Annotated in this window: 24 protein-coding genes and 1 riboswitch; of the genes, 13 read left to right on the top strand and 11 right to left on the bottom strand. The window is 49.2% G+C overall.

Annotated features, from left to right (window positions below; genetic code table 11):
- Nucleotides 1-8: 8 nt before the first annotated feature.
- Nucleotides 9-1,037, bottom strand: coding sequence for a ferrochelatase (hemH, locus tag Q1B04_RS11590; RefSeq protein WP_299758977.1), 1,029 nt, complete (start codon nucleotides 1,035-1,037; stop codon nucleotides 9-11).
- A 432-nt stretch (nucleotides 1,038-1,469) separates the two neighbouring features.
- On the opposite strand from hemH, the gene era reads away from it, so the two are divergent.
- The 5 genes from era to Q1B04_RS11565 all read left to right on the top strand — a co-directional run bounded on the left by era (nucleotide 1,470) and on the right by Q1B04_RS11565 (nucleotide 4,906).
- Nucleotides 1,470-2,360 (top strand): GTPase Era, encoded by an 891-nt coding sequence (gene era, locus Q1B04_RS11585; RefSeq protein WP_299758976.1) that lies wholly within the window; start codon nucleotides 1,470-1,472, stop codon nucleotides 2,358-2,360.
- A 62-nt stretch (nucleotides 2,361-2,422) separates the two neighbouring features.
- Nucleotides 2,423-3,736: a ribosome biogenesis GTPase Der gene (gene der, locus Q1B04_RS11580; RefSeq protein ID WP_299758975.1), complete on the top strand. Its 1,314-nt coding sequence runs from the start codon at nucleotides 2,423-2,425 to the stop codon at nucleotides 3,734-3,736.
- 189 nt (nucleotides 3,737-3,925) lie between these two features.
- Nucleotides 3,926-4,117, top strand: coding sequence for a hypothetical protein (locus Q1B04_RS11575; RefSeq protein ID WP_299758974.1), 192 nt, complete (start codon nucleotides 3,926-3,928; stop codon nucleotides 4,115-4,117).
- A gap of 287 nt (nucleotides 4,118-4,404) precedes the next feature.
- The gene (locus Q1B04_RS11570; protein ID WP_299758973.1) at nucleotides 4,405-4,638 is read left to right on the top strand and encodes a hypothetical protein; all 234 of its coding nucleotides are present in this window, start codon (nucleotides 4,405-4,407) and stop codon (nucleotides 4,636-4,638) included.
- Between the two features lie 91 nt (nucleotides 4,639-4,729).
- Nucleotides 4,730-4,906, top strand: coding sequence for a hypothetical protein (locus Q1B04_RS11565; protein WP_299758972.1), 177 nt, complete (start codon nucleotides 4,730-4,732; stop codon nucleotides 4,904-4,906).
- A 56-nt stretch (nucleotides 4,907-4,962) separates the two neighbouring features.
- Here Q1B04_RS11565 and Q1B04_RS11560 read toward each other — a convergent pair whose 3' ends face one another.
- Nucleotides 4,963-5,532, bottom strand: a complete 570-nt coding sequence (locus Q1B04_RS11560) for a hypothetical protein (RefSeq protein WP_299758971.1) — start codon at nucleotides 5,530-5,532, stop codon at nucleotides 4,963-4,965.
- 259 nt (nucleotides 5,533-5,791) lie between these two features.
- On the opposite strand from Q1B04_RS11560, the gene Q1B04_RS11555 reads away from it, so the two are divergent.
- The gene (locus Q1B04_RS11555; RefSeq protein ID WP_299758970.1) at nucleotides 5,792-6,520 is read left to right on the top strand and encodes an STAS/SEC14 domain-containing protein; all 729 of its coding nucleotides are present in this window, start codon (nucleotides 5,792-5,794) and stop codon (nucleotides 6,518-6,520) included.
- Nucleotides 6,521-6,574: 54 nt separating this feature from the next.
- Nucleotides 6,575-7,624 carry a hypothetical protein gene (locus Q1B04_RS11550; protein WP_299758969.1) on the top strand — a complete coding sequence of 350 codons (1,050 nt, stop codon included), beginning with the start codon at nucleotides 6,575-6,577 and terminating at the stop codon, nucleotides 7,622-7,624.
- Between the two features lie 37 nt (nucleotides 7,625-7,661).
- Here the strand turns inward: Q1B04_RS11550 and Q1B04_RS11545 are convergent, their stop codons facing one another.
- From Q1B04_RS11545 to Q1B04_RS11525, 5 genes are all read right to left on the bottom strand, one after another.
- Entirely contained in the window at nucleotides 7,662-7,934 is a 273-nt protein-coding gene (locus Q1B04_RS11545) for a hypothetical protein (RefSeq protein ID WP_299758968.1), read from the bottom strand.
- Nucleotides 7,935-8,075: 141 nt separating this feature from the next.
- On the bottom strand, nucleotides 8,076-8,897 hold the full coding sequence (gene murQ, locus Q1B04_RS11540) for an N-acetylmuramic acid 6-phosphate etherase (protein WP_299758967.1): 822 nt from the start codon (nucleotides 8,895-8,897) through the stop codon (nucleotides 8,076-8,078).
- Between the two features lie 83 nt (nucleotides 8,898-8,980).
- Nucleotides 8,981-9,853, bottom strand: a complete 873-nt coding sequence (locus Q1B04_RS11535) for a hypothetical protein (RefSeq protein ID WP_299758966.1) — start codon at nucleotides 9,851-9,853, stop codon at nucleotides 8,981-8,983.
- 70 nt (nucleotides 9,854-9,923) lie between these two features.
- A complete protein-coding gene (locus Q1B04_RS11530; protein ID WP_299758965.1) occupies nucleotides 9,924-10,184 on the bottom strand; it encodes a cytochrome b5 domain-containing protein in 261 nt (86 codons plus the stop codon).
- 135 nt (nucleotides 10,185-10,319) lie between these two features.
- Entirely contained in the window at nucleotides 10,320-11,492 is a 1,173-nt protein-coding gene (locus Q1B04_RS11525) for a formimidoylglutamase (RefSeq protein ID WP_299758964.1), read from the bottom strand.
- 246 nt (nucleotides 11,493-11,738) lie between these two features.
- Between Q1B04_RS11525 and Q1B04_RS11520 the strand changes: the two genes are divergently transcribed.
- The 6 genes from Q1B04_RS11520 to Q1B04_RS11495 all read left to right on the top strand — a co-directional run bounded on the left by Q1B04_RS11520 (nucleotide 11,739) and on the right by Q1B04_RS11495 (nucleotide 20,528).
- The gene (locus Q1B04_RS11520) at nucleotides 11,739-13,496 is read left to right on the top strand and encodes a long-chain fatty acid--CoA ligase (protein WP_299758963.1); all 1,758 of its coding nucleotides are present in this window, start codon (nucleotides 11,739-11,741) and stop codon (nucleotides 13,494-13,496) included.
- Nucleotides 13,497-13,639: 143 nt separating this feature from the next.
- Complete coding sequence (locus tag Q1B04_RS11515; protein ID WP_299758962.1) at nucleotides 13,640-14,227, top strand: hypothetical protein; 588 nt, start codon at nucleotides 13,640-13,642, stop codon at nucleotides 14,225-14,227.
- A gap of 233 nt (nucleotides 14,228-14,460) precedes the next feature.
- Nucleotides 14,461-14,895, top strand: a complete 435-nt coding sequence (locus Q1B04_RS11510) for a MarR family transcriptional regulator (protein ID WP_299759101.1) — start codon at nucleotides 14,461-14,463, stop codon at nucleotides 14,893-14,895.
- Nucleotides 14,896-14,919: 24 nt separating this feature from the next.
- The gene (locus Q1B04_RS11505; protein ID WP_299758961.1) at nucleotides 14,920-17,322 is read left to right on the top strand and encodes a 3-hydroxyacyl-CoA dehydrogenase/enoyl-CoA hydratase family protein; all 2,403 of its coding nucleotides are present in this window, start codon (nucleotides 14,920-14,922) and stop codon (nucleotides 17,320-17,322) included.
- Nucleotides 17,323-17,355: 33 nt separating this feature from the next.
- Nucleotides 17,356-18,534, top strand: a complete 1,179-nt coding sequence (locus tag Q1B04_RS11500) for an acetyl-CoA C-acyltransferase (RefSeq protein ID WP_299758960.1) — start codon at nucleotides 17,356-17,358, stop codon at nucleotides 18,532-18,534.
- Nucleotides 18,535-18,734: 200 nt separating this feature from the next.
- Nucleotides 18,735-20,528, top strand: a complete 1,794-nt coding sequence (locus Q1B04_RS11495) for an acyl-CoA dehydrogenase family protein (RefSeq protein WP_299758959.1) — start codon at nucleotides 18,735-18,737, stop codon at nucleotides 20,526-20,528.
- Between the two features lie 124 nt (nucleotides 20,529-20,652).
- On the opposite strand, the gene Q1B04_RS11490 is transcribed toward Q1B04_RS11495, so the two are convergent.
- The 4 genes from Q1B04_RS11490 to recG form a co-directional block, all read right to left on the bottom strand.
- A complete protein-coding gene (locus tag Q1B04_RS11490; RefSeq protein WP_299758958.1) occupies nucleotides 20,653-22,098 on the bottom strand; it encodes a hypothetical protein in 1,446 nt (481 codons plus the stop codon).
- Nucleotides 22,099-22,598: 500 nt separating this feature from the next.
- Nucleotides 22,599-23,231 (bottom strand): hypothetical protein, encoded by a 633-nt coding sequence (locus tag Q1B04_RS11485; RefSeq protein WP_299758957.1) that lies wholly within the window; start codon nucleotides 23,229-23,231, stop codon nucleotides 22,599-22,601.
- Between the two features lie 176 nt (nucleotides 23,232-23,407).
- Entirely contained in the window at nucleotides 23,408-23,797 is a 390-nt protein-coding gene (locus Q1B04_RS11480; RefSeq protein ID WP_299758956.1) for an acyl-CoA thioesterase, read from the bottom strand.
- Nucleotides 23,798-23,987: 190 nt separating this feature from the next.
- Nucleotides 23,988-24,186, bottom strand: a riboswitch (cobalamin riboswitch).
- 252 nt (nucleotides 24,187-24,438) lie between these two features.
- A complete protein-coding gene (gene recG, locus Q1B04_RS11475; protein ID WP_299758955.1) occupies nucleotides 24,439-26,538 on the bottom strand; it encodes an ATP-dependent DNA helicase RecG in 2,100 nt (699 codons plus the stop codon).
- Between the last annotated feature and the right edge of the window lie 56 nt (nucleotides 26,539-26,594).

The following is a 26,594-nucleotide window of genomic DNA, read 5'->3' as shown; positions in this document are numbered from 1 at the left end:
TTCTCAAACTAGTTCTCAAGTATGATTTGCTTCACGGCCTCCACCCAGGTGTCGTTGGAGTTCAGGCTTTCTACCAGCTGCCACTTCTCGCCGCCAGCTTCTAAAAACATCTCTCTGAACTCTTCGCCCACTTCTATAGTGGTCTCCAGGCAGTCGGCCACGAAGGCCGGGCTGAAGGCAAGCACTTTCTTGATGCCTTTCTCCGGAAAGGTTTTCAGCATCTCATCGGTATAAGGTTTCAGCCATGGGTCTTTGCCCAAACGCGACTGGAACGCAACGGAATACTGGTCTTCGCGCAGGCCAAGTGCCGCCGCCAACTGGCGTGAGGTCTCGAAGCAGGATGCGCGGTAGCAGTACTGATTACGCTTGTTGTAGCTGTTGCAGCAGGAGCCAAGCTTGCAATAGCCGTGGTCGCTGCCCTTCAGGATGTGGCGCTCCGGCAGGCCGTGGTAACTGAACATCACGTGGTCGTATTCTTCCTGCTGCATATACTTGCTGCCAAGCTCCGCAAACGATTCAATAAAGCCAGGGTCGTTGCAGAAGTTAGAGATGAAGTTGATGCTCGGAATGATCCACCAGTCTTTCACAATCTCCATGATCTTATCCTGGGCGGAGCCGGTGCTGGCCGAGGCATACTGCGGAAACAGCGGAAATACGATAATACGGTCCACGCTTTGCTCACGCAGCTCTTCCAGGGCGCTTTTTAAACTTGGCTTCTGATAGCGCATGCCAAAGGAAACGAAGTAATCGTTACCGAGGCTGGCCTGCAGCTTCTCTTTCAGGTCGAGGCCGTGGTAAAGCAACGGGGAGCCGCGCTCAGTCCAGAGCTGCTTGTACACCACCGCAGACTTAGGCGCACGGAAAGGCGCAATTACCCCGTTAATCAGGAAAAAGCGGCCAACCGGGTTTATATCAATCACGCGCTTGTCCAGCAGGAACTCGCGCAGGTACTTTCTAACATCAGGCGTTTCGGGGGTATCGGGGGTGCCAAGGTTTACCAACAGCACACCAATCTTACCGGTGTTCTTCTTGCTCATGTAAAGTATAAGTGCTTATCTGGTGCAAAGATACTAAGTATAATTCTTTCTTGCCGATCAGAATTCTTTATGCCTTATAGAGGCGGTAAAGCATAAAGCCACAAGTATAAAAAAGGTTTAAGAAGCTGGTTTATGAAATGGCAATGCTGCCATAAACGGCTTGTGGTGCTGCATCTGGCAAACTTCTAACCGGCGAGGGTGATTTATACTTATACTTGCGCAAGCTAAAAACTTGCCTCATAATAAATATGACTTTAAAGTTCACGGCAGGATGTATTAGAAAAGGTGCTAACCAGCTTTCTGCTGCAAGTATAGAAAGCAATTCTGGGCAACAAAGTGCTCATGCGCTCACATCCTCATTCACAATAATTTAGACATTCTGCCAGACTCTCGTAAAAAAGAAGTAATTTTGCACCCTCAAATTTTAAGAGTATGGCTGACACACCGCACAAAGCAGGTTTTGTAAGTATAGTAGGGAAACCAAATGTGGGTAAATCAACGCTGATGAACGCACTGGTAGGAGAGAAGCTCTCTATCATCACGTCAAAAGCCCAGACAACGCGCCACCGCATCATGGGTATCCTGAACAGCGATGATTTCCAGATCGTGTATTCTGACACCCCGGGTATCATTAAACCGCAGTATGCCCTGCACGAGTCGATGATGGGTTTTGTGCGCACCTCGCTGGAGGACGCCGATGTTATACTGTTTGTGACGGACATTTATGAGAAGCACGATGAGGACGACGTGATCAAGCGCCTGCAGCACGCTAAGGTGCCCATACTTCTACTGATCAACAAGATTGACCAGGCCACCGAAGAGGAGGTTAACGAGAAGGTGGCCTACTGGCAGGAGCACATGAACCCGACGGAAATACATCCCATTTCAGCTTTGCACAATTTTGGGCTGGACCAGCTTTTCGCGCGCTTACTGCATTACCTGCCAGAGCATCCGGCCTTTTATCCCAAAGATGAACTGACAGACAAACCAGAGCGTTTCTTTGTGTCGGAGATGATCCGGGAAAAGATCTTCCTCAACTATAAGAAAGAGATCCCTTACAGCTGCGAGGTGGTGGTAGAGGAGTTCAAGGAAGAGGAGGACATCATACGGATTCGTGCAGAGATCAGTGTGGAGCGACGCAGCCAGAAGGGCATTGTGATCGGTAACAAGGGCGAGGCGCTGAAAAAAGTAGGCACGCAGGCCCGCCTCGATATGGAGAACTTCTTCCAGAAAAAGATATTTCTTGATTTATACGTGCGCGTGAACGAGAACTGGCGGACAGACCAGAAGCTGCTTCGGCGCTTCGGCTACCGCGAAGAGTAGCGCACCATAAAGCTTCGGGGCACGGTGCTCCGGGGGCACTTTAACACTTTTATTTTAGTTCGATGTCAACCAACATCATTGCCATTGTAGGCCGCCCAAACGTAGGCAAGTCTACCCTTTTTAACCGCTTGATAGGCCAGCGCAAAGCCATCATGGACAACGTGAGCGGCGTAACTCGCGACCGCAGCTACGGCCACGGCGACTGGACCGGCAAGTACTTCACCGTGATAGACACAGGTGGCTACGTGCACGGCTCCGACGATATTTTTGAATCCGAGATTAACCGCCAGGTTGAGCTGGCCATGAACGAGGCTGACGTGATCCTGTTTATGGTGGACGTGGATGCCGGCCTGACAGGTTTGGACGAAGAGTTTGCCAACGTGCTGCGCCGCACTGATAAGCCGGTGTATGTAGTGGCTAACAAAGCCGATACAAATGCCCGCATGCACCAAATGGGCGAGTTTTACTCTCTGGGTGTAGGTATAGATATTTTCCCGATCTCCTCGCAGAGCGGCTCCGGAACCGGCGAACTGCTGGACGAAGTTGTAAAGCACTTTAAAGACGAAGGCATAGAAGACCCGGACGCAGGCATTCCGAAGATTGGTGTGTTTGGCCGCCCGAACGTAGGCAAGTCATCCTTTGTTAACCTGCTGCTCGGCCATGAGCGCAACATTGTAACCGATAGAGCCGGTACCACCCGCGATGCCATCCATGCCCGCTACAACGCGTTTGGCCAGGAGTTTATCATTGTAGATACGGCCGGTTTGCGCCGCAAAAGCAAGGTAAGCGAAGACATTGAGTTTTATTCTGTGCTGCGCTCGGTGCGCGCCCTGGAAGACTCTGATGTCTGTATCGTAATTTTGGATGCCACGCGCGGCATCGAGGCGCAGGACGTAAACATCATCGCCCTGGCTGAGAAGAACCGCAAAGGTATCGTGGTTCTGGTGAACAAGTGGGACCTGGTGGAGAAAGATACGCATACTACCAAGCATTTTGAAGAGGAAATCTACAGCCGTATTGCGCCAATATCTTACGTGCCGATCATCTTTACATCGGTGGTAACGAAGCAGCGTATCCACAAAGCCATTGAGGTGGCCATGGAGGTATACGACAACAAGACGCGTAAAATCCCAACTTCTAAGCTGAACGACTTGCTGCTGCCCGATATCGAGCGTTACCCGCCGCCGTCAAACAAAGGCAAGTTTATCAAGATTAAGTATATCACGCAGTTGCCAACACACAACCCTACGTTTGCGTTTTTCTGCAACCTGCCCCAGTACATTAAGGAGCCATACATGCGCTACCTGGAGAACAGGATGCGCGAGCACTTCGATTTCAAAGGTGTTCCGATCAGGATACTATTTAAGAAAAAGTAACTGTCTTTTAAAGATAATTAGCTGCTAGCAAGCTTCCGGAGAGGCACCTGAAAAGGTGCCTCTTTGCGTTTTTACAATATTTGCAAAAACTATATAGGAAGCAGCGCGTATTGTTCTCATGTTTTGGCGCAGCCTGTAGTATGCTGTGCTATTCAAAAGGGAATATCCCACCACTAAACAATAAGAACCATGAAAAAAGTACTGTATGTATTTGCCCTTGCAGGCCTGTTTGGCTTTGCTTCTTGCGACTCTCCGGCTGAAGAAAGAGCTGAGGATAGAGAAGAAGCCGTAGAGGAAATGGAAGACAACGCAGAGGAAAGAGCCGAAGAAATGGACGATATGGCCGATGAAATGGAAGACACAACAGCTGTAATCGAGTAGAGCAGCCATACTGGGTTTGACCATTGTCATATATTCACTCAGTTAAAAGTGCTGCACTTTTAACTGAGTGAATATGCAGTACCTTAAAGTATAAATAAGAATATTGGTCGTAGAGAACAGTATGCCACAAATTTTTGCGATTAGCAGGTTGGTGATCTCTCCTTATCATTTTGATGATTAACCTAGGATAGGTTAGTAACGTTGAAGTAAAGAACTCTTTGCTTGGGTGCATGTATGTACTTGAAGCAAGGTGGAGTCAAAAATGTAAAACCAAAACCTAATAAGTTATGAAGAAATTAATCTTTATGTTATTTGCCATGGGCACATTTACTTTTGCCACCTCCTGCGACTCTCCCGCTAGTGAGAGAGAGGACGTTATAGAGGAAAGAGAGGATTTGGCTGATGAGCGAGCTGAAGGTGATGTAGATGACATAGCCGAGGAAAGACGTGAACTGGAAGAGGAAAGAGGTGAGTATCAGGAAGAAATCCAAGAAGCAGACACTAACACTGTAATTGAGTAATCTTGCCATTAGTTTGCTAAGAATTCTCAATAGGCATGGTAATGAAAGTTAAGCATGCCACGCTGCCACTACACACTTAAAACTACAAACGATGAAAAAGATTTTTTATACCATGGCAGTTGCAGGGTTATTTACCCTGGGTGCCTGCGCTTCTACAGAAAACACAGTAGAGGAGGGAGCTGACGAAGTAGAGAACGCAGCAGAAGAGGCTGCCGACGAAGTGGAAGAAGCTGCTGAAGAAGTAGAAGACGAAATAGATAAGAAGTAATACCGTTAACCTTAATAGCAAAAGAGCCTGCACAACGCGTTGTGCAGGCTCTTTTGCTATGGCCCCAGCCGCTTCTGAATCAGGCTGTTTACAAGCCCGAACAAGCGTTTAGGCGTAAAGGTACGCCAATGAATATCGTCCAGGTTGCCGCCATAGTTAATGTAGTAGTCCAGGTTATAGTTCTTCATCTCACTCAATACAAAATCCTGAAACCCTAGTGCAGCTATCCAACCTTCTTCTATGTCCTCAAACCATTCTTCGTAGTAGGAGTCGTCGGAGCCGTGAAAGTTAAATACATTCTCCCCGATTAAAATATAGTTTTTAACGCCTTCTTCTATCATAGGGTCGATGATGTTACGCTTCAGCTGCATAATATCGTTGTTTATGGCATCGTTCCACTCGCCTATCAGCTCAATCACGGCAAAGCTCAGGTCATAATCAACAAAAAGGATCTTCAGGAAAAGCGTTTCAGAGTCCATGTCGTCCCACTGCGGGTGTATAAAATACCCGTAAATGGTATGGGTGTATTGCGAGAGGCTGTTTTCGGCTCCGTAAAGGGGCGAGCACGGGTCTTCGGAGGCAGAATACTTCTCAATCCAGTTGTAGTATGGTTCTATTGTGTGCATAAGCAATAAGTACAGGTTTAGCAGCTGTAGCATAACTTACTGCAATGGCTGTCGCAAAGTTAGCCGCAGCGCTATCCTTTTTTGCGGCGTTTAGGCACCGGTGCAGGTTAAATAAAGCAAAAGCCGCTAAGTTAGCAAAGTAAAAGGCAAGATAAGGAAACAGTTTAGAAGCTCCTGCTGTATGTAGATTATAGCGCTGCTTTACAGTAGCAAAGATATCCACAAAGAGCGCGGCTCAACTTTAACTTTTCGGCAAAATATGGTTTCTATTATTCAGTTTGAAGAAGGCAACCTGGCGGGTTTCCACGTGCAACACTATATTGACGAATCTGGCCTTAGAGCAATTGTACATGAGATGGAGAAGAAAGCCTGCGCTCATGAGAAGGTATACTTATACTTTGAGTTTATCAGCTTCGGCGACTGGGATAGTGTGCAGTCATTTTTCGATACCCTGAAGATGAAGTTCCATAGCTGGAACAAAATAGCCCGTTATGTAATTGTAACAGACAAAGACTGGGTTAAAAAACAGTCGAGGCTGGCTAATTTTCTGACACCACATTTTGAAGTGATGGCTTTTGGCCTGGCTGATAAAGAAAAGGCGCTAGACTGGCTGCGGCTGCCTATACCCGAAAAGGCCGAAGAGGGCGTATCGGTGCTGGAGGCGATGCCAAGGCACGTGGTAGGGCTGGCTACCCTCAGCGGGCTATCCGCAGGCGATTACCAGACTATAAACCAGCTGCTGGACAAGCAGGCAATTCAAAGCTCCAATCTGCGTTTGTATCTGGAGGTGCTTCAGCCTAACGGAGCCACACCGGAAGCCATGTGGGAAGACCTGAAGCACCGGGTGCAGTATTACAGCGATTTAAGTAAGGTGGCTATAGCCGGACATGAGGAGTGGCTGCAGCGGTCGGGTGTGCAGCCTCCCGGAGATAATGTGAAATTCTTTAAATTAGATGAGCGCGATACAGCCATAGACTGGCTACGGTAGCAGCAGCTAAAACAGGGCTGCCGCCGTACCTCCCGCGCCATCAGCTCTACAACAATGTTCAGAAAACTATTTTTATACTTTGTGGTGCTGCTGCTGGTGCAGCAGTATACTTTTGCCCAAGAGGCGCCTGACTACACGCAGGTATACCACCCGGTCATAAACGAGGCGGAACTGCTGGTAGTAGATCGAAACTATCAACAGGCACTGCGTACCTACAAAAGAGCCTTTGCCGCTGTGCCTTCTCCTTTCGCCCGCGATTATTACAATGCGGCAATCTGTGCGCTGGAGCTACAGGACCGCAAACAGACTTTTAATTACCTGGAGGAGCTGGTGCAGAAAGGCGTGGGCTTGGAGTACCTGGAGCAACAGCCGGTGCTAGACTCGCTGCGGAGCACAAAGCACTGGAAGAAATTTGCAAAAAAATACCCGAAGCGCCGCGAAAAGTATGAGCAGAAGCTGAACAAAGAACTGCGTGCCGACCTGGATGAACTGTATGCCCGAGACCAGTACTTCCGGCAGGCCGAAGGTGGCTGGCGCGTGCACGGCGACACCATACGGGAAATTGAAGATGCTAACACAAAGCTGCTGCTCGGCTGGGTGGAGGAGTATGGCTATCCCGGCGAAGACCAGATAGGTTTAGCCGATACCTTGGAGTTGCTGCCCCGCTTCACGGTTGTGATTGAGCGGCAGACAAAAGCACGCAAAGGCCACGACTTTACAGAAGTACTCACAAAAGCAGTACAGCAGGGCCGCATAGCCCCACAAGCCGCTGCTTACCTTTTAGACCAGCAGGCGGGTACCAGCAAGTATGGCTCCCGCGTTTTCGCCAAGATAAACTGCGGCCAATGCACCGGCGATGAGGAACTCGGCTCGTTGGATGACTACATGACCACAAAAATCAGCAGAAAAGAAGAAGAAAGGGTTGATAAGCGCCGCAAAGAGCTTGGGCTTGAGCCGCTGGAGCTGTACAAGTATAAAATAGTGCACATCGGCGACAAGAACCGAGAGCAGTTTATACTTACTTATCCGTGGTCGGTGATAAATTATGTAGTGCCAAGCAAAGAGGCTGCCCGGGTGCTGCTGGAGAAGCTGACGATGAAGTAGTAAAGTGTAGATTTAGGATTTGCTGGAATCAATCAACCTAGAAAGGGTAGTATAGAAGCAAAATAAGGCTAAGCGTGCATAAGCCCATACCCAACAGCCCGACTTTAGTTCGCCACTTTTTGTAAGATAAAAACCCTGCTACTGCACCCGCAGCTTCAAGTATAAACAGTATGAGCCTGGTTGTATAATTCAGGGCAGGGGCGGTGGCTACATCCTGCAGCTGGCCAAAGTGCGCGGTTTGGTAGTAAAAATAAGTTACTATTGCCAAGCCTATCATGCCAATTAGAAGAGACGCTATGCCAGTTTTCATTCAGATCGTCTTCTGTGGGTTGCTATAGTATAGTTAACGGTGCATTGGTGTGTTAAGATAAGTATGGTTGAAGTTTGCGCCGCCTACAAGTATAAAAAAAGAGCCGGAGTTTTGCTCCGGCTCTTGCTGTTTCTGTGTTTTTCAAACCTGATGCCCGTTTCCGTTGCGGTAGGCTTCTACGGCAGCGCGTACACTGCCATACTTTTTAAGTAAGGCGCCTGCCTCCGCTCTGCCAATGTTTAGCTCTTCCATCACCATGCGGGTGCCCCTGTCTACCAGCTTTAAGTTAGAGAGCTGCATGTCTACCATTTTGTTGCCTTTTACGCGGCCAAGCTTAATCATGGTGGAGGTAGTGAGCATGTTGAGGGCGAGTTTTTGAGCTGTTCCTGCTTTCATGCGGGTGCTTCCTGTCACAAACTCGGGTCCGGTAACAACCTCTACCGGAAACTCAGCAGCGGCGGCTACGGCACTATCCGCATTACAAACAACACAACCTGTGGCGATACCGCGCTCACGGCAAGCGTTCAGGCCACCTATTACGTAGGGTGTGCGACCAGAGGCGGCTATACCTACCACAATATCCTTATCCGAAATATTATGTTCCTGCAGGTCTTTCCAGGCTTGCTGCTCATCGTCTTCGGCAAACTCTACTGCTTTACGGATAGCTGCATCGCCGCCAGCCATAATGCCTACCACCATGCCATGCGGTACGCCATAGGTAGGAGGGCATTCTGAAGCATCCACAACACCCAAACGGCCACTGGTGCCGGCACCGATGTAGAACAAGCGGCCGCCCTGGTTCAGGCGCTCCACTGTGGCGTTTACCAAAGCCTCTAGCTGCGGAATAGCTTTTTCTACGGCAAGGGGTACGGTTTTATCTTCGCGGTTTATGTTTACGAGCAGCTCATGCACGCTCATTTGCTCTAATCCGTCGTAGTTGGACGTTGATTCGGTAGTAGACACTGTGTAAGGTGTTTTAAGGTGATGAACAGGTAAAAGGATAAAGAGACAGTTGGAGCCATCTCTTTATCCTTTATAATTATACTTTACGCTTTTTTAGGAGTGCCGAATGTTTGCAGCAGCTCCTGGTGATATTTGATCAGGCCTTCGCTTGGGCTCTGCAGAATAGTTTCTACGTGCAGGCCATACTTCTTCGCTACCTGCTTTAGTATATCGCTGAAGTGGTAGGCAATAGAACCCACAAAGTTTACCGGTAGGACTTGGTAGCCTTCATACTTTACCACATGGCGCTCAAAAAACTCAGAGAAGTTCTCATAGATCATGCTGTGGATAATCGGGTTCTTCTGCTTGTCGTACATGAACTTGGCAAACGTAGCCATGTAACGGCTCGGAATGGCAGAGCCGTACAGCGTGTCCAGAATACCGTCTTTGGTCAGGCCATAGGTGTTTTTCAGTGATGTAGCCAAATCCTCAGGCAATTCGCGGTACAGGTATGCCTTTATCAGCAGCTTGCCCATATAAGCGCCGCTGCCCTCGTCGCCTAGCAGGAAGCCCAGCGATGGTACGTTATCCGTAATGTTGGTGCCGTCGTAAAGGCAGGTGTTAGAGCCGGTGCCCAGAATACAGGCTATGCCAGGCTTGCGGCCGCACAGCGCGCGCGCCGCCGCCAGCAGGTCATGGTCGACATGGATCAGTGCATCCGGGAAAGCTCTAAGAAGCGCTTCTTCCACACGTTTGTTACGCTCCGGGGAGCTGCAGCCTGCGCCGTAGTAGTAGATAGCCTCAGGTTTTTGGTCGTTTAGCTGTGGCAGCAGTACATCGTGTATCTCCTGGTAAATCTCGTCAGCCTCCTGGTACATCGGGTTAAATCCGGCAGTTTGTGCCTGGCCCAGCTCGTTGTCGCTCGATACGATGCGCCAGTCTGTTTTCGTTGAGCCGCTATCAGCTATAAATATCATTGGTATAAATTTGAATTATTTGTGTTTATACAAGTGGTAACCCTAATATACGGTTTTATTTTGAGGTCTGTTAATTCTGCGCCGGACGGTAGGCAGAATTCTTAACAAGGCCCACAGCCTCAAATTTATCAAAAACATTGGCATTATGCGGTGCATCAGCCAGTTCTTCTGTTAAATCCTGCCCGGCCCAGTGCTCATAGTGTTTGCCGTTGCGCCACATTCTGGACTTTTTAACGTCATAGATCACGCCTTGGTAAGCTACCCATACTTCGTCGCGGTCTTGGCCGTTTCGTAGCGCCAGTTGCTGTAGCGTATATTCTGGTAAAATCATTGCCTGGTTTAGGTTTTAAAAGCTAAGAAACGGCTGTAACTGCCGGTGGTCGTCCTGGTGCTTTCCAAAAAGAAGTATACCCGGAGAGAGCGCATGCTTCTATATAGTTCGTTCCCAAAACTACAAAACCTGAGCTTAACCGATGCGGGCCTGTGTTAGAATCCAGCGGTTGGGCACCTCGCCTTTCGTGGCTTGCAGGTAATCTTCGTAGCTGCAGGGCACAATGCGGCTGCCTTTGTCGGAACTCAGGGGTTCTACTTCCAGCCACCACTTTTCGCTGCTGCGGCTTTTAAAGAAGATCATGCGGTCGGGGTTATCTTCGGTAAAGGCTACGGCATACTTTGTAAAGTTCCGGTTGTTAAAGCTTGTCTCGTTTTTGCGATGGTAAAAGCCTTCTATAAAATACCAGATCATGGTGGCGATGGTCATGGCGGTTAGCTCACGGTCGTCGAGGTCGGGGTTGTACTCATAGATACCCAATGAAGTCAGGTTGTCGTTCAGGCCGGCGTACCAGCATAGCTGGCAAGCCTCCTCTCCGGTAAGCCCAAACGGGTTGGCGGGAACATAGCCTGGTGCGTCCTGGTGGCGTATGCCTGCGATATCAAAAGTCAGCAAATCCGCCACACGTACTACCGGCTCCATCTCCTGCACACTACGGTGCACCTCCCCTACACGGTAAGCCTCAAAGTGCATCTTCTCAAAAGTAGCCATTACCTCAGGCTCCACCAGGTACGACTGGTACCCAATTTGACTCAGGCTGAAGAGGTAGTTGGGCTCGTGCATGAGTATCTGGCGCAGCTGCTTTTTGTTTGGCGCTGCGTCTGTGTCTTCGGTCATGTCCACGCTGCTGTCTACAGTTACCATGTTCACCACGCGGTCCAGGTGCTCGTAGCCCATGTACTGGCCATACTCCAGGTCATGAGAGCCGCCAATAATAACCGGGATGGTGTTATGAGAGATAAGCACTTCCACGATCTCCTTCAGGCGCAGGTGCGTGTCTTCCAGCGTAATGCCGGGGCGCAAGTTGCCCAAGTCTACAATCTGGCAGCGGCCACTGCCTTTAGTCATGCTCAGAAGCTTTTTGCGCACCAACCTGGCCGGAGCCTGGGTGGTAACAAGGCCTGGCAGGTCTTCCTGCTCGCTGCTGCGGCCGCGTGTTTCGTTTACGCCAAGTATGGCAATGTCGGCAGAGCGCCAATCAGGGAACTTGCTCACGAAACGGCTGACGTAGGAGCCAAGCGTGCGCGGCTTGTTCAGGTTGGAAAAAACCTCCTCGCTCAGGGGCTCGAAAAAGATTGACAGGTTCATAGGTGTGGCGTTGTTGGCTTATCTCCGAAAAATCACTTTCAGCATACAGGAAACAAGTATGGGTTTATGCGTATGTATGGCCATACTTCTAAAAGTATAAATATAACACATGGGAAATATTTATATGGTCTGCCGTGGCAGAATTCGAAAAAAATAATTAAAATGCATCAAGAACAGGTCTTTTTCACTGATCTTTACCTGTTTTGCAAGCTATTTAATCAAAATACTGTTGTATAACGCTACACTATGAACGTAACCCGTACCTTCGATCTTTTGCCTTACCAGTTGCAGAACTACCCGCAGCCCGACTGTTTGGCGGCTAAAGTAAACGGCAGCTGGCAAAAGTATACCACCAGTGATGTGCAGGAATATGCCAACAAAGTGAGCTTGGGCTTGCTGAAACTTGGAATAGGTAAAGAAGACAAAGTAGCGATCATTTCGTTCAACCGGCCGGAGTGGGTGCTTGTAGATTTCGGGATTCAGCAAATAGGAGCCATCAGCGTTCCGATGTACCCGACTATAACAGAAGAGGACTACCGCTATATCTTTAACGATGCCGAGGTAAAGGCTATTTTCGTAGCGGATGCTTCTCTTTACAACAAAGTAGTGGCCGCCACCGAGGGTATGGAAGGCATCAAGGAGATTTATACTTTTGATGACATACACGGCGCCAAAAACTGGAGCGAAGTGCTGAAGATGGGCGAGTCTGGAGATGTGGCGCAGCTGGAGCCGCTAAAAGCCGCCGTGAAGCCGGATGATACCCTGACTATTATTTATACTTCGGGCACCACGGGTAACCCCAAAGGCGTTATGCTGACGCACAATAACCTGATGAGCAACGTGCGCGGAGCAGGACCTTACGTGCCAGTAAACCATACCCATCGCGCGCTGAGCTTCCTGCCGCTTTGCCACGTGTTTGAGCGTATGCTGCTTTACCTGTACTTCCGTTTTGGGGTGTCTATTTACTATGCCGAAAGCATAGAGAAAGTAGCCGATAACCTGAAGGAGGTAAAGCCGCACCTGTTTACCACAGTGCCGCGCCTGCTCGAGAAAGTATACGATAAGATTGTAGCTACCGGCATGGAACTGACAGGCGTAAAGCGCAAACTGTTTTTCTGGGCGCTGGAGCTGGGCCTGAAGTATGACCCGCAGGTAGACCACGGCTGGTGGTACAACAAGCAGCTGGATTTGGCCAACAAAATTATCTTCAGCAAATGGCGCGAAGCCCTGGGCGGCAATGTAAAAGTGATCGTTTCGGGTGGTGCAGCGCTGCAGCCGCGTCTGGCGCGCGTGTTCTGGTCGGCCAATATCCGCATCATGGAAGGCTACGGCCTGACAGAGACATCGCCGGTAATTGCCGTAAACCGCTACGAGCCGGAGAATAACATGATCGGGACCGTAGGTATGGCCATTGACGAGGTAGAGATTAAAATAGCAGAAGACGGAGAGATACTGACCCGCGGACCGCACGTGATGAAGGGCTACTATAAAAAGCCGGACCTGACTGCCGAGGTGATCGACCAGGATAACTGGTTCCATACCGGTGATATCGGCGAGATGATACAGGACAAATACCTGAAGATCACGGACCGTAAAAAAGAGATGTTCAAAACCTCTGGTGGCAAGTATGTGGCGCCGCAGCCAATAGAAAATAAGCTGAAAGAGTCGGTGGTGATAGAGCAGGTGATGATTGTAGGCGACGGCCGCAAGTATGCCGCAGCGCTAATTGTGCCGGCATTCCTGGGGCTGCAGGACTGGGCAAACCACAAAGGCTTAAAGTATACTTCGGATGAGGAGATGATCAAGCACCCGGAGGTGATCGAGAAATTTAAGCGTGAGATTGAGAAAGCCAACGAAGGCCTGGCGCAGTACGAAACCATCAAGAAGTTTGCGCTCATCCCGAACCTGTGGACAGTAGAAACCGGAGAACTGACACCAACCCTGAAAGTAAAGCGCAAGATCATCACGCAGAACTACCGCGATGTGATTGAGGGCATGTACTAAAGTATAAAGTATGGTTGATGCTGGTAAACTAACTGCAGCCATACTTCCATAACCTAATTTGTCATCCTGAAAGGATCCTGGGCGGAGGTTTCGCTTCTGCTAAGGTTCTTTCAGGATGATTTTGTTTAGACTTATTATACTTCATGCTTGCCTTTCCCGAACCTATAATAATAAAAGCCTTACTACTCGCAGCTTTTGCTGTGCTTGTGTCCTGTGGTGGGCAGAAGGAGACTGCTATTGCTGTTGTGGAAGCACCTGCTGCTAAGAAGCAGGCGCAATTTGAGAGAATTACTTTTTCCATCTTTCCAGGTTTCAGCAGTGTACCTAATAGCAAGGATGTCGAGATTTTAGAAGATGGCACATTTTATTACCGCTTAAGAGAAAGGTACTGCTGCCAAATAGAAGCAAACTATACTGGTGTGCTAGACTCTGTGTTAATGTTTCAGGTGCGCTCTGTTCTAGCATCAATTGATTTTAATAGATTAAAAATAGAAGAGCTGACTGCAGAGCATGAATCTTACATATCTGCACGTTTTAATATGGCTAATGGTGAAGTACATATGGTTGGTACCCCTAAGGGGATGTATCCTAAGCTTGCTGAGTTGTTAAATATTATTGAGAGCCAGAAGTTTGTGCCAAGTAAGAACCGACATTTCAGTACTGCTAAAGATGTAACACTTCCTCCGCCTCCAGGACATGAGTATGATAAAGCATTGCTCGATAGTTTATAAGTATAAATCCTTGCCCCAAGCCCTTTCCCCCACCGGAAAGGGCTTTTTTTAGCTCTATTCATACTTAATCGCAGTTTAGCAAATCCCATCTGCAAGTTTGGAGTATAACTATACCTGTAACTCCTATAATATTACTGCCAGCTGCTGCACCAGGGGTACAGATAAAATTTTTGCTGAAAAAGGTATGCAAGCATAACAATTTTATCTATATTTGGTATATACCATTACGAATGATGAAGCCCGAAGAAACAGTAGACTATAACTTTAAAGTATGTTGGCACGCCATCTCGCGTATGTATAATGCCGAGGCGGCGCAGAACGATATTACCACATCCATTGGCTTTGTGCTGCTCAACATAGACCAGGACAAAGGCACTCCCGCCACTAAAATAGCTCCATTGCTTGGCCTGGAGGCCCGCAGCCTCACCCGCATCCTCAAAAGCATGGAGGAGAAAAACCTTATCTATAAAGTATCAGATCCCAACGACAAGCGCCTGGTGCGTATTTTCCTAACGGAGAAGGGGCTGGAGAAAAAGGAGGTGTCGCGGCTAACGGTGAAGCAGTTCAACAACAAGGTGCGCGAAGAGATACCGCAGGAGGAGCTGGATGTGTTCTTTAAAGTGTGTGGCCATATACTTGGCATGATCGAAAATAAAAAAATCTTTTAACCCATAGACAACTATCGCTATTCTATGAAAAGAATAATCAAGAAAGTAGCCGTGCTTGGCTCCGGAGTGATGGGCTCTCGCATTGCCTGCCACTTTGCCAATATCGGGGTGCAGGTGCTGCTGCTCGACATCGTACCCAAAGAGCTCACGCCGGACGAAGAGAAAAAAGGGCAGACGCTGGAAAGCAAAGCTGTGCGCAACCGCATCGTGGATAGTTCGCTGAAGGCGGCCATCAACTCCAATCCATCGCCGCTGTACCGCAAGGCCGATGCCAGCCTGATCAAGACAGGCAACTTTGAAGATAACATGAAGGACATCGCCACTGCCGACTGGACCATTGAGGTGGTAGTGGAGAACCTGAAAATAAAGAAGATTGTGTATGACCAGGTGGAGCAGCACCGTAAGCCGGGTACGCTTATCTCGTCTAACACCTCGGGCATCCCGATCCACATGATGCTGGACGGCCGCTCCGACGATTTTAAGAAACACTTCTGCGGCACGCACTTCTTTAACCCGCCGCGCTACCTCAAGCTGCTCGAAATCATTCCTACTCCGGAAACGGATGAAAAGGTAGTTGATTTTCTGATGCACTACGGTGATTTATATTTAGGCAAAACTACCGTTCTGGCCAAAGATACGCCTGCCTTTATTGCGAACCGTGTAGGCATTTATGCCATTATGCAGGGCCTGCAAGTAATGAGCAAACTGGGCCTGAACGTGGATGAGGTAGATAAGATTTCCGGTCCGATCATTGGCCGTCCGAAGTCGGCTACGTTCCGCACACTGGATGTGGTTGGCCTGGATACCCTGGCAAATGTGGCCAATGGCCTGTATCAGACAGGCGAGAACGACGAGTCCAGAGAGTTGTTCAAGCTGCCTGACTACCTTCAGAAGATGGTAGAGAACAAATGGCTGGGCGATAAAACCGGTCAGGGCTTCTACAAAAAGACAAAAGACGCCAAAGGCAAAACTGAGATACTGACGCTGGACCTGAACACACTGGAGTACGGGCCAAAGCAGCGGCCTAAGTTCCAGAGCCTGGAAGTGCTCAAGCCGATCGATGACCTGAAGAAACGCATCAAGACCTTCTCCAAACAAAACGATAAAGCCGCACAGTTTTTCAACGAGTCGCTTTACGGGCTGTTCCAGTACGTGAGCAACCGTATCCCAGAAATCTCCGACGAACTATACAGAATAGACGATGCCATGCGTGCCGGCTTTGGTTGGGAACTTGGTCCGTTTGAGTACTGGGATGCCATTGGCGCCCGCGAAGGTGTGCAGCGCATGATCGAGAACGGCTATCAGCCTGCGCCTTGGGTAGAGAAGATGCTGGAGCACGGCAAAGAATCTTTCTACATTGTAGAGAACGGCACCCGCCGCTACTACGACATCAACAGCAACGAGTATAAAGCCATACCTGGCGCTGAGAACTTCATTATCCTGGATAACCTGCGCAGCAGCAACGTGATCTGGAAAAACAGCGGCGCTACCATACTTGACCTGGGAGATGGCATCCTGAACGTAGAGTTCCACACGAAGATGAACACCATTGGCGGCGATGTGATTCAGGCTCTGAACAAAGGGATAGAGCTTGCCGAGAAAGATTTCCGTGGTATGGTAGTGGGCAACCAGGGAGCTAATTTCTCTGCCGGTGCCAACGTGGGCCTTATCTATATGTATGCGCTGGACCAGGATTACGATGAACTGAACATGATTATCCGCCAGTTCCAGAACACCATGATGCGCATGCGCTACTCGGCTATTCCTGTGGTAGGTGCTCCGCATGGCCTAACGCTGGGCGGTGGCTGCGAGCTGAACCTGCACGTCGACCATATACAAGCGTCCGCTGAGACTTATATGGGCTTGGTGGAGTTTGGTGTTGGCCTGATACCAGGCGGTGGCGGTACAAAAGAGATGACGCTTCGCGCTGCCGATATGTATGCTGACGGCGACATCGAGTACAACGACCTGAAAAACGTGTTCCTGAACATCGGTATGGCGAAGGTTTCTACCTCGGCTAAAGAAGCCGTTGACTTAGGATTTATGCGCAAGAGCGACGGCATCACGATCAACAGCAACCGACTGATAGCCGATGCCAAAGCGCAGGCTATACTTCTGGCAGATGCTGGTTACACCAAGCCGGTACAGCGCACAAACGTGAAGGTACAAGGCAAAGGAGCCTTAGGTATGTTCCTGACAGGTGCCAACGCCATGTATACTGGCCGTTATATGTCGGAGCACGACCTGAAAATTTCGCAAAAACTGGCTTATGTGATGTGCGGCGGCGATCTGTCGGCCCCGACCGAGGTAAGCGAGCAGTACCTGCTGGATCTGGAGCGTGAGGCCTTCCTGTCGCTGACAGGGGAGCGCAAAACACTGGAGCGTATCCAGAGCATCCTGACCACAGGCAAGCCACTGAGAAATTAAGAACTATAGTATAAACTATAAAAGAGCATCAAAATGAACAATGCATATATCGTAGCCGGATTTCGTAGCGCCGTGGGTAAAGCGGGCCGTGGCGGGTTTCGGTTCACCAGACCTGATGACCTGGCCGCTGACGTCATCAAACATGTAATGGACTCTGTGCCAGCCCTCGATCCTGAGCGCGTAGACGACCTGATTGTGGGGAACGCTGTACCGGAGGCAGAGCAGGGGCTTCAGATTGGCCGTATGATCTCGCTTTTGGCCTTGCCAATGTCCGTGAGTGGCATGACGGTGAACCGCTACTGCGGCTCAGGCCTGGAAACAATTGCCATTGCCGCAAATCGCATCGCAGCAGGTATGGCAGATTGTATCGTGGCAGGCGGTACGGAATCTATGTCGATGGTGCCAACAGCCGGCTGGAAAACCGTTCCAAACTATAAGATCGCCAAAAATAACCCCGACTGGTACCTGAGCATGGGCTTAACGGCTGAGGCAGTGGCTAACGACTACAATGTTTCACGTGAAGACCAGGATGAGTTTGCATTTAAGTCGCATCAAAAGGCAATAAACGCCATCAAAAACGGCTACTTCAAAGATCAGATCGTGCCGGTAACCGTGGAGGAGACTTACCTGGACGAGAACGGCAAAAAGAAGACGCGCACTTATGTGGTAGATACTGACGAAGGCCCGCGTGCCAATACGTCTATGGAAGCGCTTGCCCGCCTGAAGCCTGTATTTGCGGCTGGTGGTACGGTAACGGCCGGTAACTCCTCACAAACGTCCGACGGAGCTGCTTTCGTAATCGTGATGAGCGAGCGTATGGTGAAAGAATTGAACCTCGAACCGATTGCCCGGTTAATTAGTTACGGAACCGGCGGCGTAGATCCGCGCATTATGGGTATGGGGCCGATTGCGGCTGTGCCTAAAGCGCTGAAGCAAGCCGGCATGACACTCAACGATATCGACCTGATCGAGATGAACGAGGCCTTTGCGGCACAATCTATCGCTGTTATGCGCCACCTGGAGTTCGATCCGGATAAGCTGAACATCAACGGAGGTGCCATTGCCCTTGGTCACCCGCTGGGCTGCTCTGGCGCCAAGCTGTCGGTGCAACTTTTCAGCGACCTGCGCAGAACCGGCGGCAAGCACGGCCTTGTTACTGCCTGCGTTGGCGGCGGACAAGGTGTGGCCGGTGTGTTTGAACTGCTGAAATAGGGTATCACGTATCACGCCACACGACATAAAACTTTTGCTGGCGCGAGTTTACAACTCGTGTCTTACGATAAAGTTGAGTTTGTAACTCAACTGGGGCAGAAGCCCAAATTATGGTGCATCACGAGCGAGGAAGCTCGCGCCAGCATTGCCTTTAAATAAATTACTAAGACTGTATTCAGAATATAAAAAGATAACCTGCCATGGAAAATATAACAGACAAAAAAGCCACCATCCAAGGTGGTGAATTCCTGATAAAGGAGACTAACCCGCAAGACGTATTTATACCTGCTGACTTTAATGAGGAGCAGCGCATGATGGCTCAGACATGCCGCGATTTTGTGCGTGAGGAAGTATACCCGCTATTAGACCGTCTCGATAACCATGAAGAAGGCCTAATGGAGAACCTGATGAAAAAAGCAGGCGAGCTAGGGCTATTTGCAGTATCTGTACCGGAGCAGTACGGCGGCCTGGACATGGATTTTAACACCTCGCTGCTGGTAACAGAGTCAGTAGGCGGTGGCCACTCGTTTCCAGTTGCCTTTGCGGCGCACACGGGTATTGGTACACTTCCGATTTTATACTTCGGCAACGAGGAGCAGAAGAACAAGTATATCCCGAAGCTGGTGAGCGGCGAGTGGATGTCGGCTTACTGTTTAACGGAGCCGGGTTCTGGCTCTGACGCGCTTGCAGCCAAAACCAAAGCTGAGCTGAACGAGGCAGGCACGCATTACATCCTGAACGGCCAGAAAATGTGGATTACCAATGCTGGCTTTGCCGATGTGTTTGTAGTGTTTGCACAAGTTGATGGCGACAAGTTTACTGGCTTTATTGTGGATAAAGACTCTAAAGGCCTGAGCTTAGGCAACGAAGAGCATAAGATGGGTATCAAAGGATCATCTACCCGCCAGGTTTTCTTTGAAGACTGCGAAGTTCCGAAAGAGAACGTTTTGGGCGAGATCGGCAAAGGGCACCTTATCGCGTTTAACATCCTGAACATTGGCCGTATCAAACTTGGTGCTGCTACTTTAGGTGCTGCCAAAAGTGTGGCTAACCTATCAGTTAAGTATGCTAATGAGCGCCACCAATTTAAACTGCCAATCTCTAAATTCGGTGCTATCCGTTATAAACTAGCTGAGCAGGCTATCCGCATTTACGCGGTGGAGTCGGCGCTGTACCGCTGCGGAATGGATATTTACCGCAAGGAGCAGGAGCTGATGGCCGGCGGAGCGAACGAGAACGAAGCGCTGCTGGGTGCTGCCCGCGAATTTGCCGTAGAGTGCGCCATGCTGAAAGTAGAAGGCTCCGAGGTGCTGGATTACGTGGTGGACGAAGGCGTGCAGATCTACGGTGGCTACGGCTTCTCAGCCGATTACCCTATGGACCGCGCGTACCGCGATTCACGCATCAACCGCATTTTTGAGGGTACCAACGAAATCAACCGCATGCTTACCGTAGACATGATCCTGAAAAAAGCGCTGAAAGGCGAGTTGGATCTGATGGGCCCAGCCCAGGCGGTGCAGCAGGAACTGATGGCCATTCCGGATTTTAATACAGAGGAAGAAACATTGTTCTCGGCAGAGCACAAGGCAATTAAAAACCTGAAGAAAGCCATTTTGATGGTAGCCGGTACAGCCGTGCAGAAGTACATGAACTCGCTGGCAAAAGAGCAGGAGATTCTGATGAACATCGCTGACATGTCTATTAAAACGTATGTGGCGGAGTCTACTTTGCTGCGTGTGGAGAAACTGGTGAGCCAGAAAGGTGAAGAGGCCGTTGCTAACGAAATTGATATTGTGCGTGTTACGGTAAACGATGCCGTGGATACTTCTTTTAAAGCTGGTAAGGAGGCAATTGCCGCCATGGCCGAAGGCGATGAGCAGCGCCTGCTGTTTATGGGCCTGAAGCGTTTCACGAAGAAGGACCTGTACAACACGAAAGAAGCGCGTCGCCGCATAGCCGCTGCTATGATTGAGGCAAACGAATTTACCTATTAATTTCTGACCATTTTTTATAGTTAAGAAAGGCTGTTGCTGCTGGCAGCGGCCTTTCGGTAAAGCACAAAATAAAAGCGCCGTGGCTCTAGGCTACGGCGCTTTTATTTTGTGCTTTCAACAGCTTTTATTTAACCTCGATGCGGACTAACTGCAGCTCTTGTTTGCCGCTGCGGAGCACCGTTACCAGGTCTTTTTGGCCAAGCCAGGTAGTATAATCTTTTATATAGGCTGCCTTGCTATCATTCGGGATGTTCAGGCGCAGGTTTTGCGGTGCTGAAGCGCTGCCGTTGCCGGTATTTATCTGGCGGAAGTATAAATCATGCTTTCCATTGAGGTTTTCCAGCGTGAGCAGGTTTAACGTGTTGCCATCTAAAAAGGAGCTATAGGAAATGCCGCTAAAACCCTCGGAAGCAGGGGCTTGCTGCTGCTTCGTCAGCACAGAGTTCCAGTCAAAAGTCATGTACTCGTCGTAGGCGAACAGGTGTATCTCTTTGGCAAAGTATGGCGCATCCTCACCGCCTTCGGTATACTTTTTTTCGGCAAGTATAAGCAGCTGTTTTTCTGGCGTCAGTACCAGGTCAGTCAGGTAGATATCTTGCAGTCTGTTGTTCGTGTTGGCCTTATCCAGTGCGTTTACCTTCTGCACATATTCCGGTGTAAACCTGAACTCCTCAGCAAAGCGCATGTCTTCTTTCTCAAAATCATACTTTACTGCTTTCAGGCTGTAGTAGCTGCCTGTTTTTTCATCGGCGGTTAGTACGGCGCCGTACATTTGTCCGTCTGGCATCAGCTCAAAGCGCGTATCGCGGATGTATACTTTTTTGCCTCCAAACACGCCACCCACCAGCACCGACATTACCTGTGCTTCTTGGCTGCCCGGCTTAAACTGGCGCACGCTCAGGCGGTTCATCTGGTCCGAGATCAGGTTCACGTACTGTTCGCCTCCGTTGCCCAGTTTTATATCTGCTGTCAGGATGCCGCGCAGGTCGCTGAGATCATACTTTACATCCTGCTGTTTTTGCAGGTTGCCGTTGTAGAGCGTTCCGCTGATGTGCTGTATCTGAAAGCTGTTGTCGGTATGGAAGCGGTAAGCTAGCACCTGAGAGCCATCGGCAGACACCGCCACTCCTGCACGCCGACCTTTGGCCGGGGCCTCCAGCAGCTGCACAGGTTTGTCTGTTTGGCCGTTTTTAAGGTTGATGCGGTGCGCGTGCAGCAACTGGTTTTGGCTTTCTTTCTGGTACGTTACTACCAATGCCGCCTCCTGGCTGGCCGTAAACTGTTCTACTTCCTCGCCTGCAGCCATCGGTATCTCCGCCGACCACTGCTTTTTAAGGTCTACGTTATACTTCTCCACAACATACTTGCCATCGCCCTGGCGGTTTAAAAGTATAAACTCGTTTTGCCCCACAGGTATGGATTTGTGCGGCAGGCGTTGGTTGTACTGATCTGCCTCCGGGTTGGGCTGGTAATTAAACGCTATGGCTGCCTTGGTTTTTGATTGGGCAAGTATAAACTGCGGCAAACAGAGCAGGCACAAAAGCGCCAGAAGTATAAAATGCTTTTTCACGGGTAGTATAACTGGGTTTTAACGCGTGTACTAGTATTTTACAACAACGGTTGGCTGTTGCTGTTTATTCTGTGTGCCTGTTGTGCAGGTCTTTACTTTCCTGGGCTGAGGTGTAGGAATAAATTGTGGCGTTATTAAAATTTAGAACCTATGATATTTTAGAGAGTTGCTATTCCTTTTAACTTTCTGACCTTCTTGTAAAGGCAAAGTAAATCACATAAAACCAGCTAAAAAGTCCATGAAGTATAGCCCATAGAATGGATGCATTTCTAGACCAAGAGGCTACTACAGCAATGACAGCACCTAAGCCTACGCCATTTTTTATAACAGTTCTTCCAACTTCTTCTGTGTTCGAATCTCCTTGTGCAAACAATGGTAGATAGCAGATTAAAAGGGCTATGATTAAGGTGAGAGTAAGTTTTCTGTTCATTTTTAGATGTAAGTTATACCGGATGCATCAAGTAGTTTGAATTTAGTGCTAACGGTAAGGCTATAAAGTCTTAACCTTCATCATCAAGATTAATTTGATTATCTTTTGCTATACTATACTCATTAGCAAAATGGCAGATACAGTTTGTGATTTCAATCATAAGCTCTGTCGCCTCAATCCTTGATGCATCACTCACAAAGCGGTCTTCGCTGCTAATTGAAAATGCTAATGTACCTCCATCCTTTAATGCTGATGAGTTAAAAATATGTTTATCGCTTAAATGGATATAGCCAGAAGCTTCGTCGTAGACCTTTTCGACCCAAGGATATAGCTGAGACAGTTTCTCTTTTAAATTTCTGTCTAACATATATACTCCTGCTCTGTCCTTCATTGCGCTAACCTTCTTACCTTCAAGAATATTCCTTGCAAATTCGTGTGGATTATCTACAAGCCATGCAGCGGCGAATCTTAAAAAGGTATCTAAGTGGATTCTTATTAGATGAGCCGCACAATTAAAATTATTTGCTCTTGTCAATAATAGGAACCCATTAATCGTAGATAAAGTCCTGTTTAAAGCTGCATTAGCTAAAAAGTCTAAATCGTATATGCCTTTTCCCGATTGCATCAGAACTTTTGCAGAATGTTTAACTTTAGATTCTAAAAGTTCTAAGCTTCTTAAATGACCCTCTACTTCTTCATTCATATTATATTATTATACCCCAACTAGTAGATTTCAGTAGCTACTGCCATTACCCATCCATCAGCAGCTGGATTGATCCGAATAAGCCCACCGAATATACTTAATCTGAATTTGATAAAGTATAAAATCTAACTATTGTTTCTCGTGGAACTTCTGGCGGAGCAGGGATATACTTTGGCTTAGTCGGGGAGCACGCGCACGGGGTGTTTGTGCTCGTCTATGGCTACGAAAGCGAAGCTGCCGCTTACGGCTTTTATGCGTACGTCAGAGTACATTTCCTCCACAAAAATCTCAACCTGTACTTTTAGGCTGGTGTTGCCTACACTCATTACACGGCCTACAAGCTCTACAATGGTGCCTGCCGGAATGGGCTGGGTAAAGTCTATGCGGTCTGAGGAAACGGTAACGACGCGTTTGCGGCAGAAGCGGGTGGCGGCGATAAAGGCTACCTCGTCCATGAGTTGCATGGCGGTGCCACCGAAAAGGGTGTCGTAGTGGTTGGTAGTATTCGGGAATACGGCTTTAAAAATGCGGGTTTCGGACTGCGCAATGCGTTCTTCTAAATTCATAAAGTATAATGTTTAAGTATGCCTGTTGTTATGGTGCAGGCGCAAAGGCAGCTTTGGCTAAAGTGTAGCTTTGCGGCAAACACCTGTATAAAATGCAGACTGGCGCAGCAGTAGGAGAGGGGAAAAGCAGGGATAACGGCAAGAGTGTGTTGCCGTTTATACTTTGTCCACAGGCCTTATCCGCGAAAGCATGCGTGTATGTGTCTGTGGCAAGTCTCCTGGCTTGTAACCTCGCTGCGGCCCTTCTCATCCTTCCTCCGGACAATGGACTTATAATGGCAGCAAGTATAAACGTTACTTACAGTTGCGCGTCAGCCCGTGATTTACACACGGTTCCTCTTTAAACCCCGGTTATACTTAACCAAAGTACCGCAGACGCAGCAAAGGTAAGCTTTTTGAGAAATGTATGGGGATGAATCAGCTTATACTTAAGCGTAGATGATAATATCAATTAGCTGCTGCAGATTAAGTATGCCTTTACAGGTGTAGCATGAAAGACCCACCCCTAACCCCTCCGAGGAGGGGAATATCTGCTTGATTAGAAAAAGAAGGTAAGCACACTTCTCCTTTATCATTAGTACAAACCAATCACATTAAGGAGCCTATAACTCTCTAACTTTTTAACCTTCTAACTTTCTAACTTAACTGATTCTGCTCCAGTTCACGGTGTTGGCGCTGAGCGACTGTATATGTCGGCGGATGTTGAGGTGCTGCGGCTGTTCCAACTGCGGGTCTTCATTCAGGACTTTTTGGGCAGCGGCACGGGCTTCCTGAAGTATGGTTGCGTCTTTGGAAAGGTCGGCGATGAGCAGGTCGAGCACGCCGCTTTGCTGAGTGCCCATCAGGTCGCCGGGTCCGCGTAGTTTCAGGTCAATGTCGGCAATCTCGAAACCGTTGTTGGTGCGCACCATGGTTTCGAGACGGGTTTTGCTGTCTTTGCTCAGTTTGTAGCCCGTCATCAGGATACAGTAGCTTTGCTCGGCGCCACGGCCCACGCGGCCGCGCAACTGGTGCAGCTGCGAAAGCCCGAAGCGCTCGGCACTTTCTATCACCATCACAGAGGCATTGGGCACGTTCACGCCTACCTCAATTACCGTGGTGGCCACCATAATGTGCGTTTCGTGCTTCACGAACTGCTGCATCTCGTAGTCCTTGTCCTGCGGCTTCATTTTGCCGTGCACCATACTTACCTTATACTCCGGAAATGCCCGCTTCACGCTCTCGTAGCCATCCATCAGGTCTTTGTAATTTTCCATCTGCTCCGATTCCTCTATCAGCGGGTACACAATGTATACCTGGCGGCCAAGCTTTATCTGGTCGCGGATAAACTGGAACACGCGCAGGCGGTGCGAGTCGAAGCGGTGCACAGTTACGATCTCTTTCCGGCCTGCCGGCAGCTCATCAATCACCGATACATCCAGGTCACCGTACAGTGTCATGGCCAGCGTGCGCGGAATTGGCGTGGCTGTCATCACAAGCACGTGCGGAATAATGCGCGGGTTTTTACGCCAGAGTTTGGAGCGTTGCTCCACGCCAAAACGGTGCTGCTCATCCACAATACACAAGCCCAGGTTCTGAAACTGCACCACGTCTTCCAGCAAGGCATGCGTGCCCACAATCATTTTCATGTCGCCGGAGCGGAGCTGCTCGTGCAGCACTCTGCGGTCTTTAGCTTTTGTGGAGCCGGTGAGCTTGCCCAGGTTTATACCTAAGCTTTCGGCAAACTTCTTCAGCCCCACGTAATGCTGGTCGGCCAGGATCTCGGTTGGCGCCATCAGCACCGACTGCGCTCCGTTGTCTGCGGCAATCAGCATGGTGATGAAGGCCACGATGGTTTTGCCCGAGCCCACATCGCCCTGCAGCAAGCGGTTCATTTGCTTGCCAGCATTCAGATCGGCGTAAATTTCTTTCACCACCCGTTTTTGGGCATTGGTCAGGTCGAAGGTCAGGTGATTTTTATAGAACTCCGTGAGCGTGGGCACCTGGTTAAAAATCTGCCCTTTCAGGTCGGCTTTGCGCACCACCTTCTGACGGAACAGGCGCAGCTGTATGTAAAAAAGTTCTTCGAACTTAAGCCTGAATTTAGCTTTGTTATACTTGTCTGCGGTTTCAGGAAAATGGATGTTCGCATAAGCACTCTGCTTGTCCATCAGCTTATACGTATCAATCAGCTCTGGGGAGAGCGATTCCTGTACCTGCGGCAAGGCCACTTTGAGCAGATGTTCCATCATCTTACCAATCACCTTGCTGTCGATGCGGTGGGCTTTCAGCTTTTCGGTGGTATGGTAAACCGGCTGCAGAAACGAGGTGGTTTGCTTTTCCTCGGCCAGTTCTTCCAGCTCGGGGTGCGCCATGTTAAAACGCCCGTTAAACGAGGTTGGCTTGCCAAACACAATGTAATCGGTGTGGTTCTTCAGCGTTTTCTGCATCCACTTCACACCCTTAAACCAAACCAGCTCCAGTTGGTCGCCGTTTTCATCTACCAGCGTAGCGGCCAGGCGCTGCTTGCGTCCCTCCCCGATCAGCTCCTTGCCCCGGATGCGGCCGCGCACCTGCACATAGGGCATACTCTCGTCCAGCTCGGCCACTTTATAAAACTGGGTGCGGTCGAGGTAGCGGAAGGGGTAATGCTGGATCAGGTCGCCGTAGGTATGGATGTTGAGCTCCTTCTGCAACAGCTCTGCCCGCATCGGCCCTACGCCTTTCAGAAATTCTATTTTGGTATTGAAGAAATTGCTCACGTGCTCTGGCTTGCTTAGGGTGAAAGATTGGCAAGTATAGATTACAAAAATACGCA

The sequence above is a fragment of the uncultured Pontibacter sp. genome (genome assembly GCF_947495565.1).
Lineage (GTDB): Bacteria > Bacteroidota > Bacteroidia > Cytophagales > Hymenobacteraceae > Pontibacter.
This window is presented reverse-complemented; position numbering and strand designations above follow the sequence as displayed.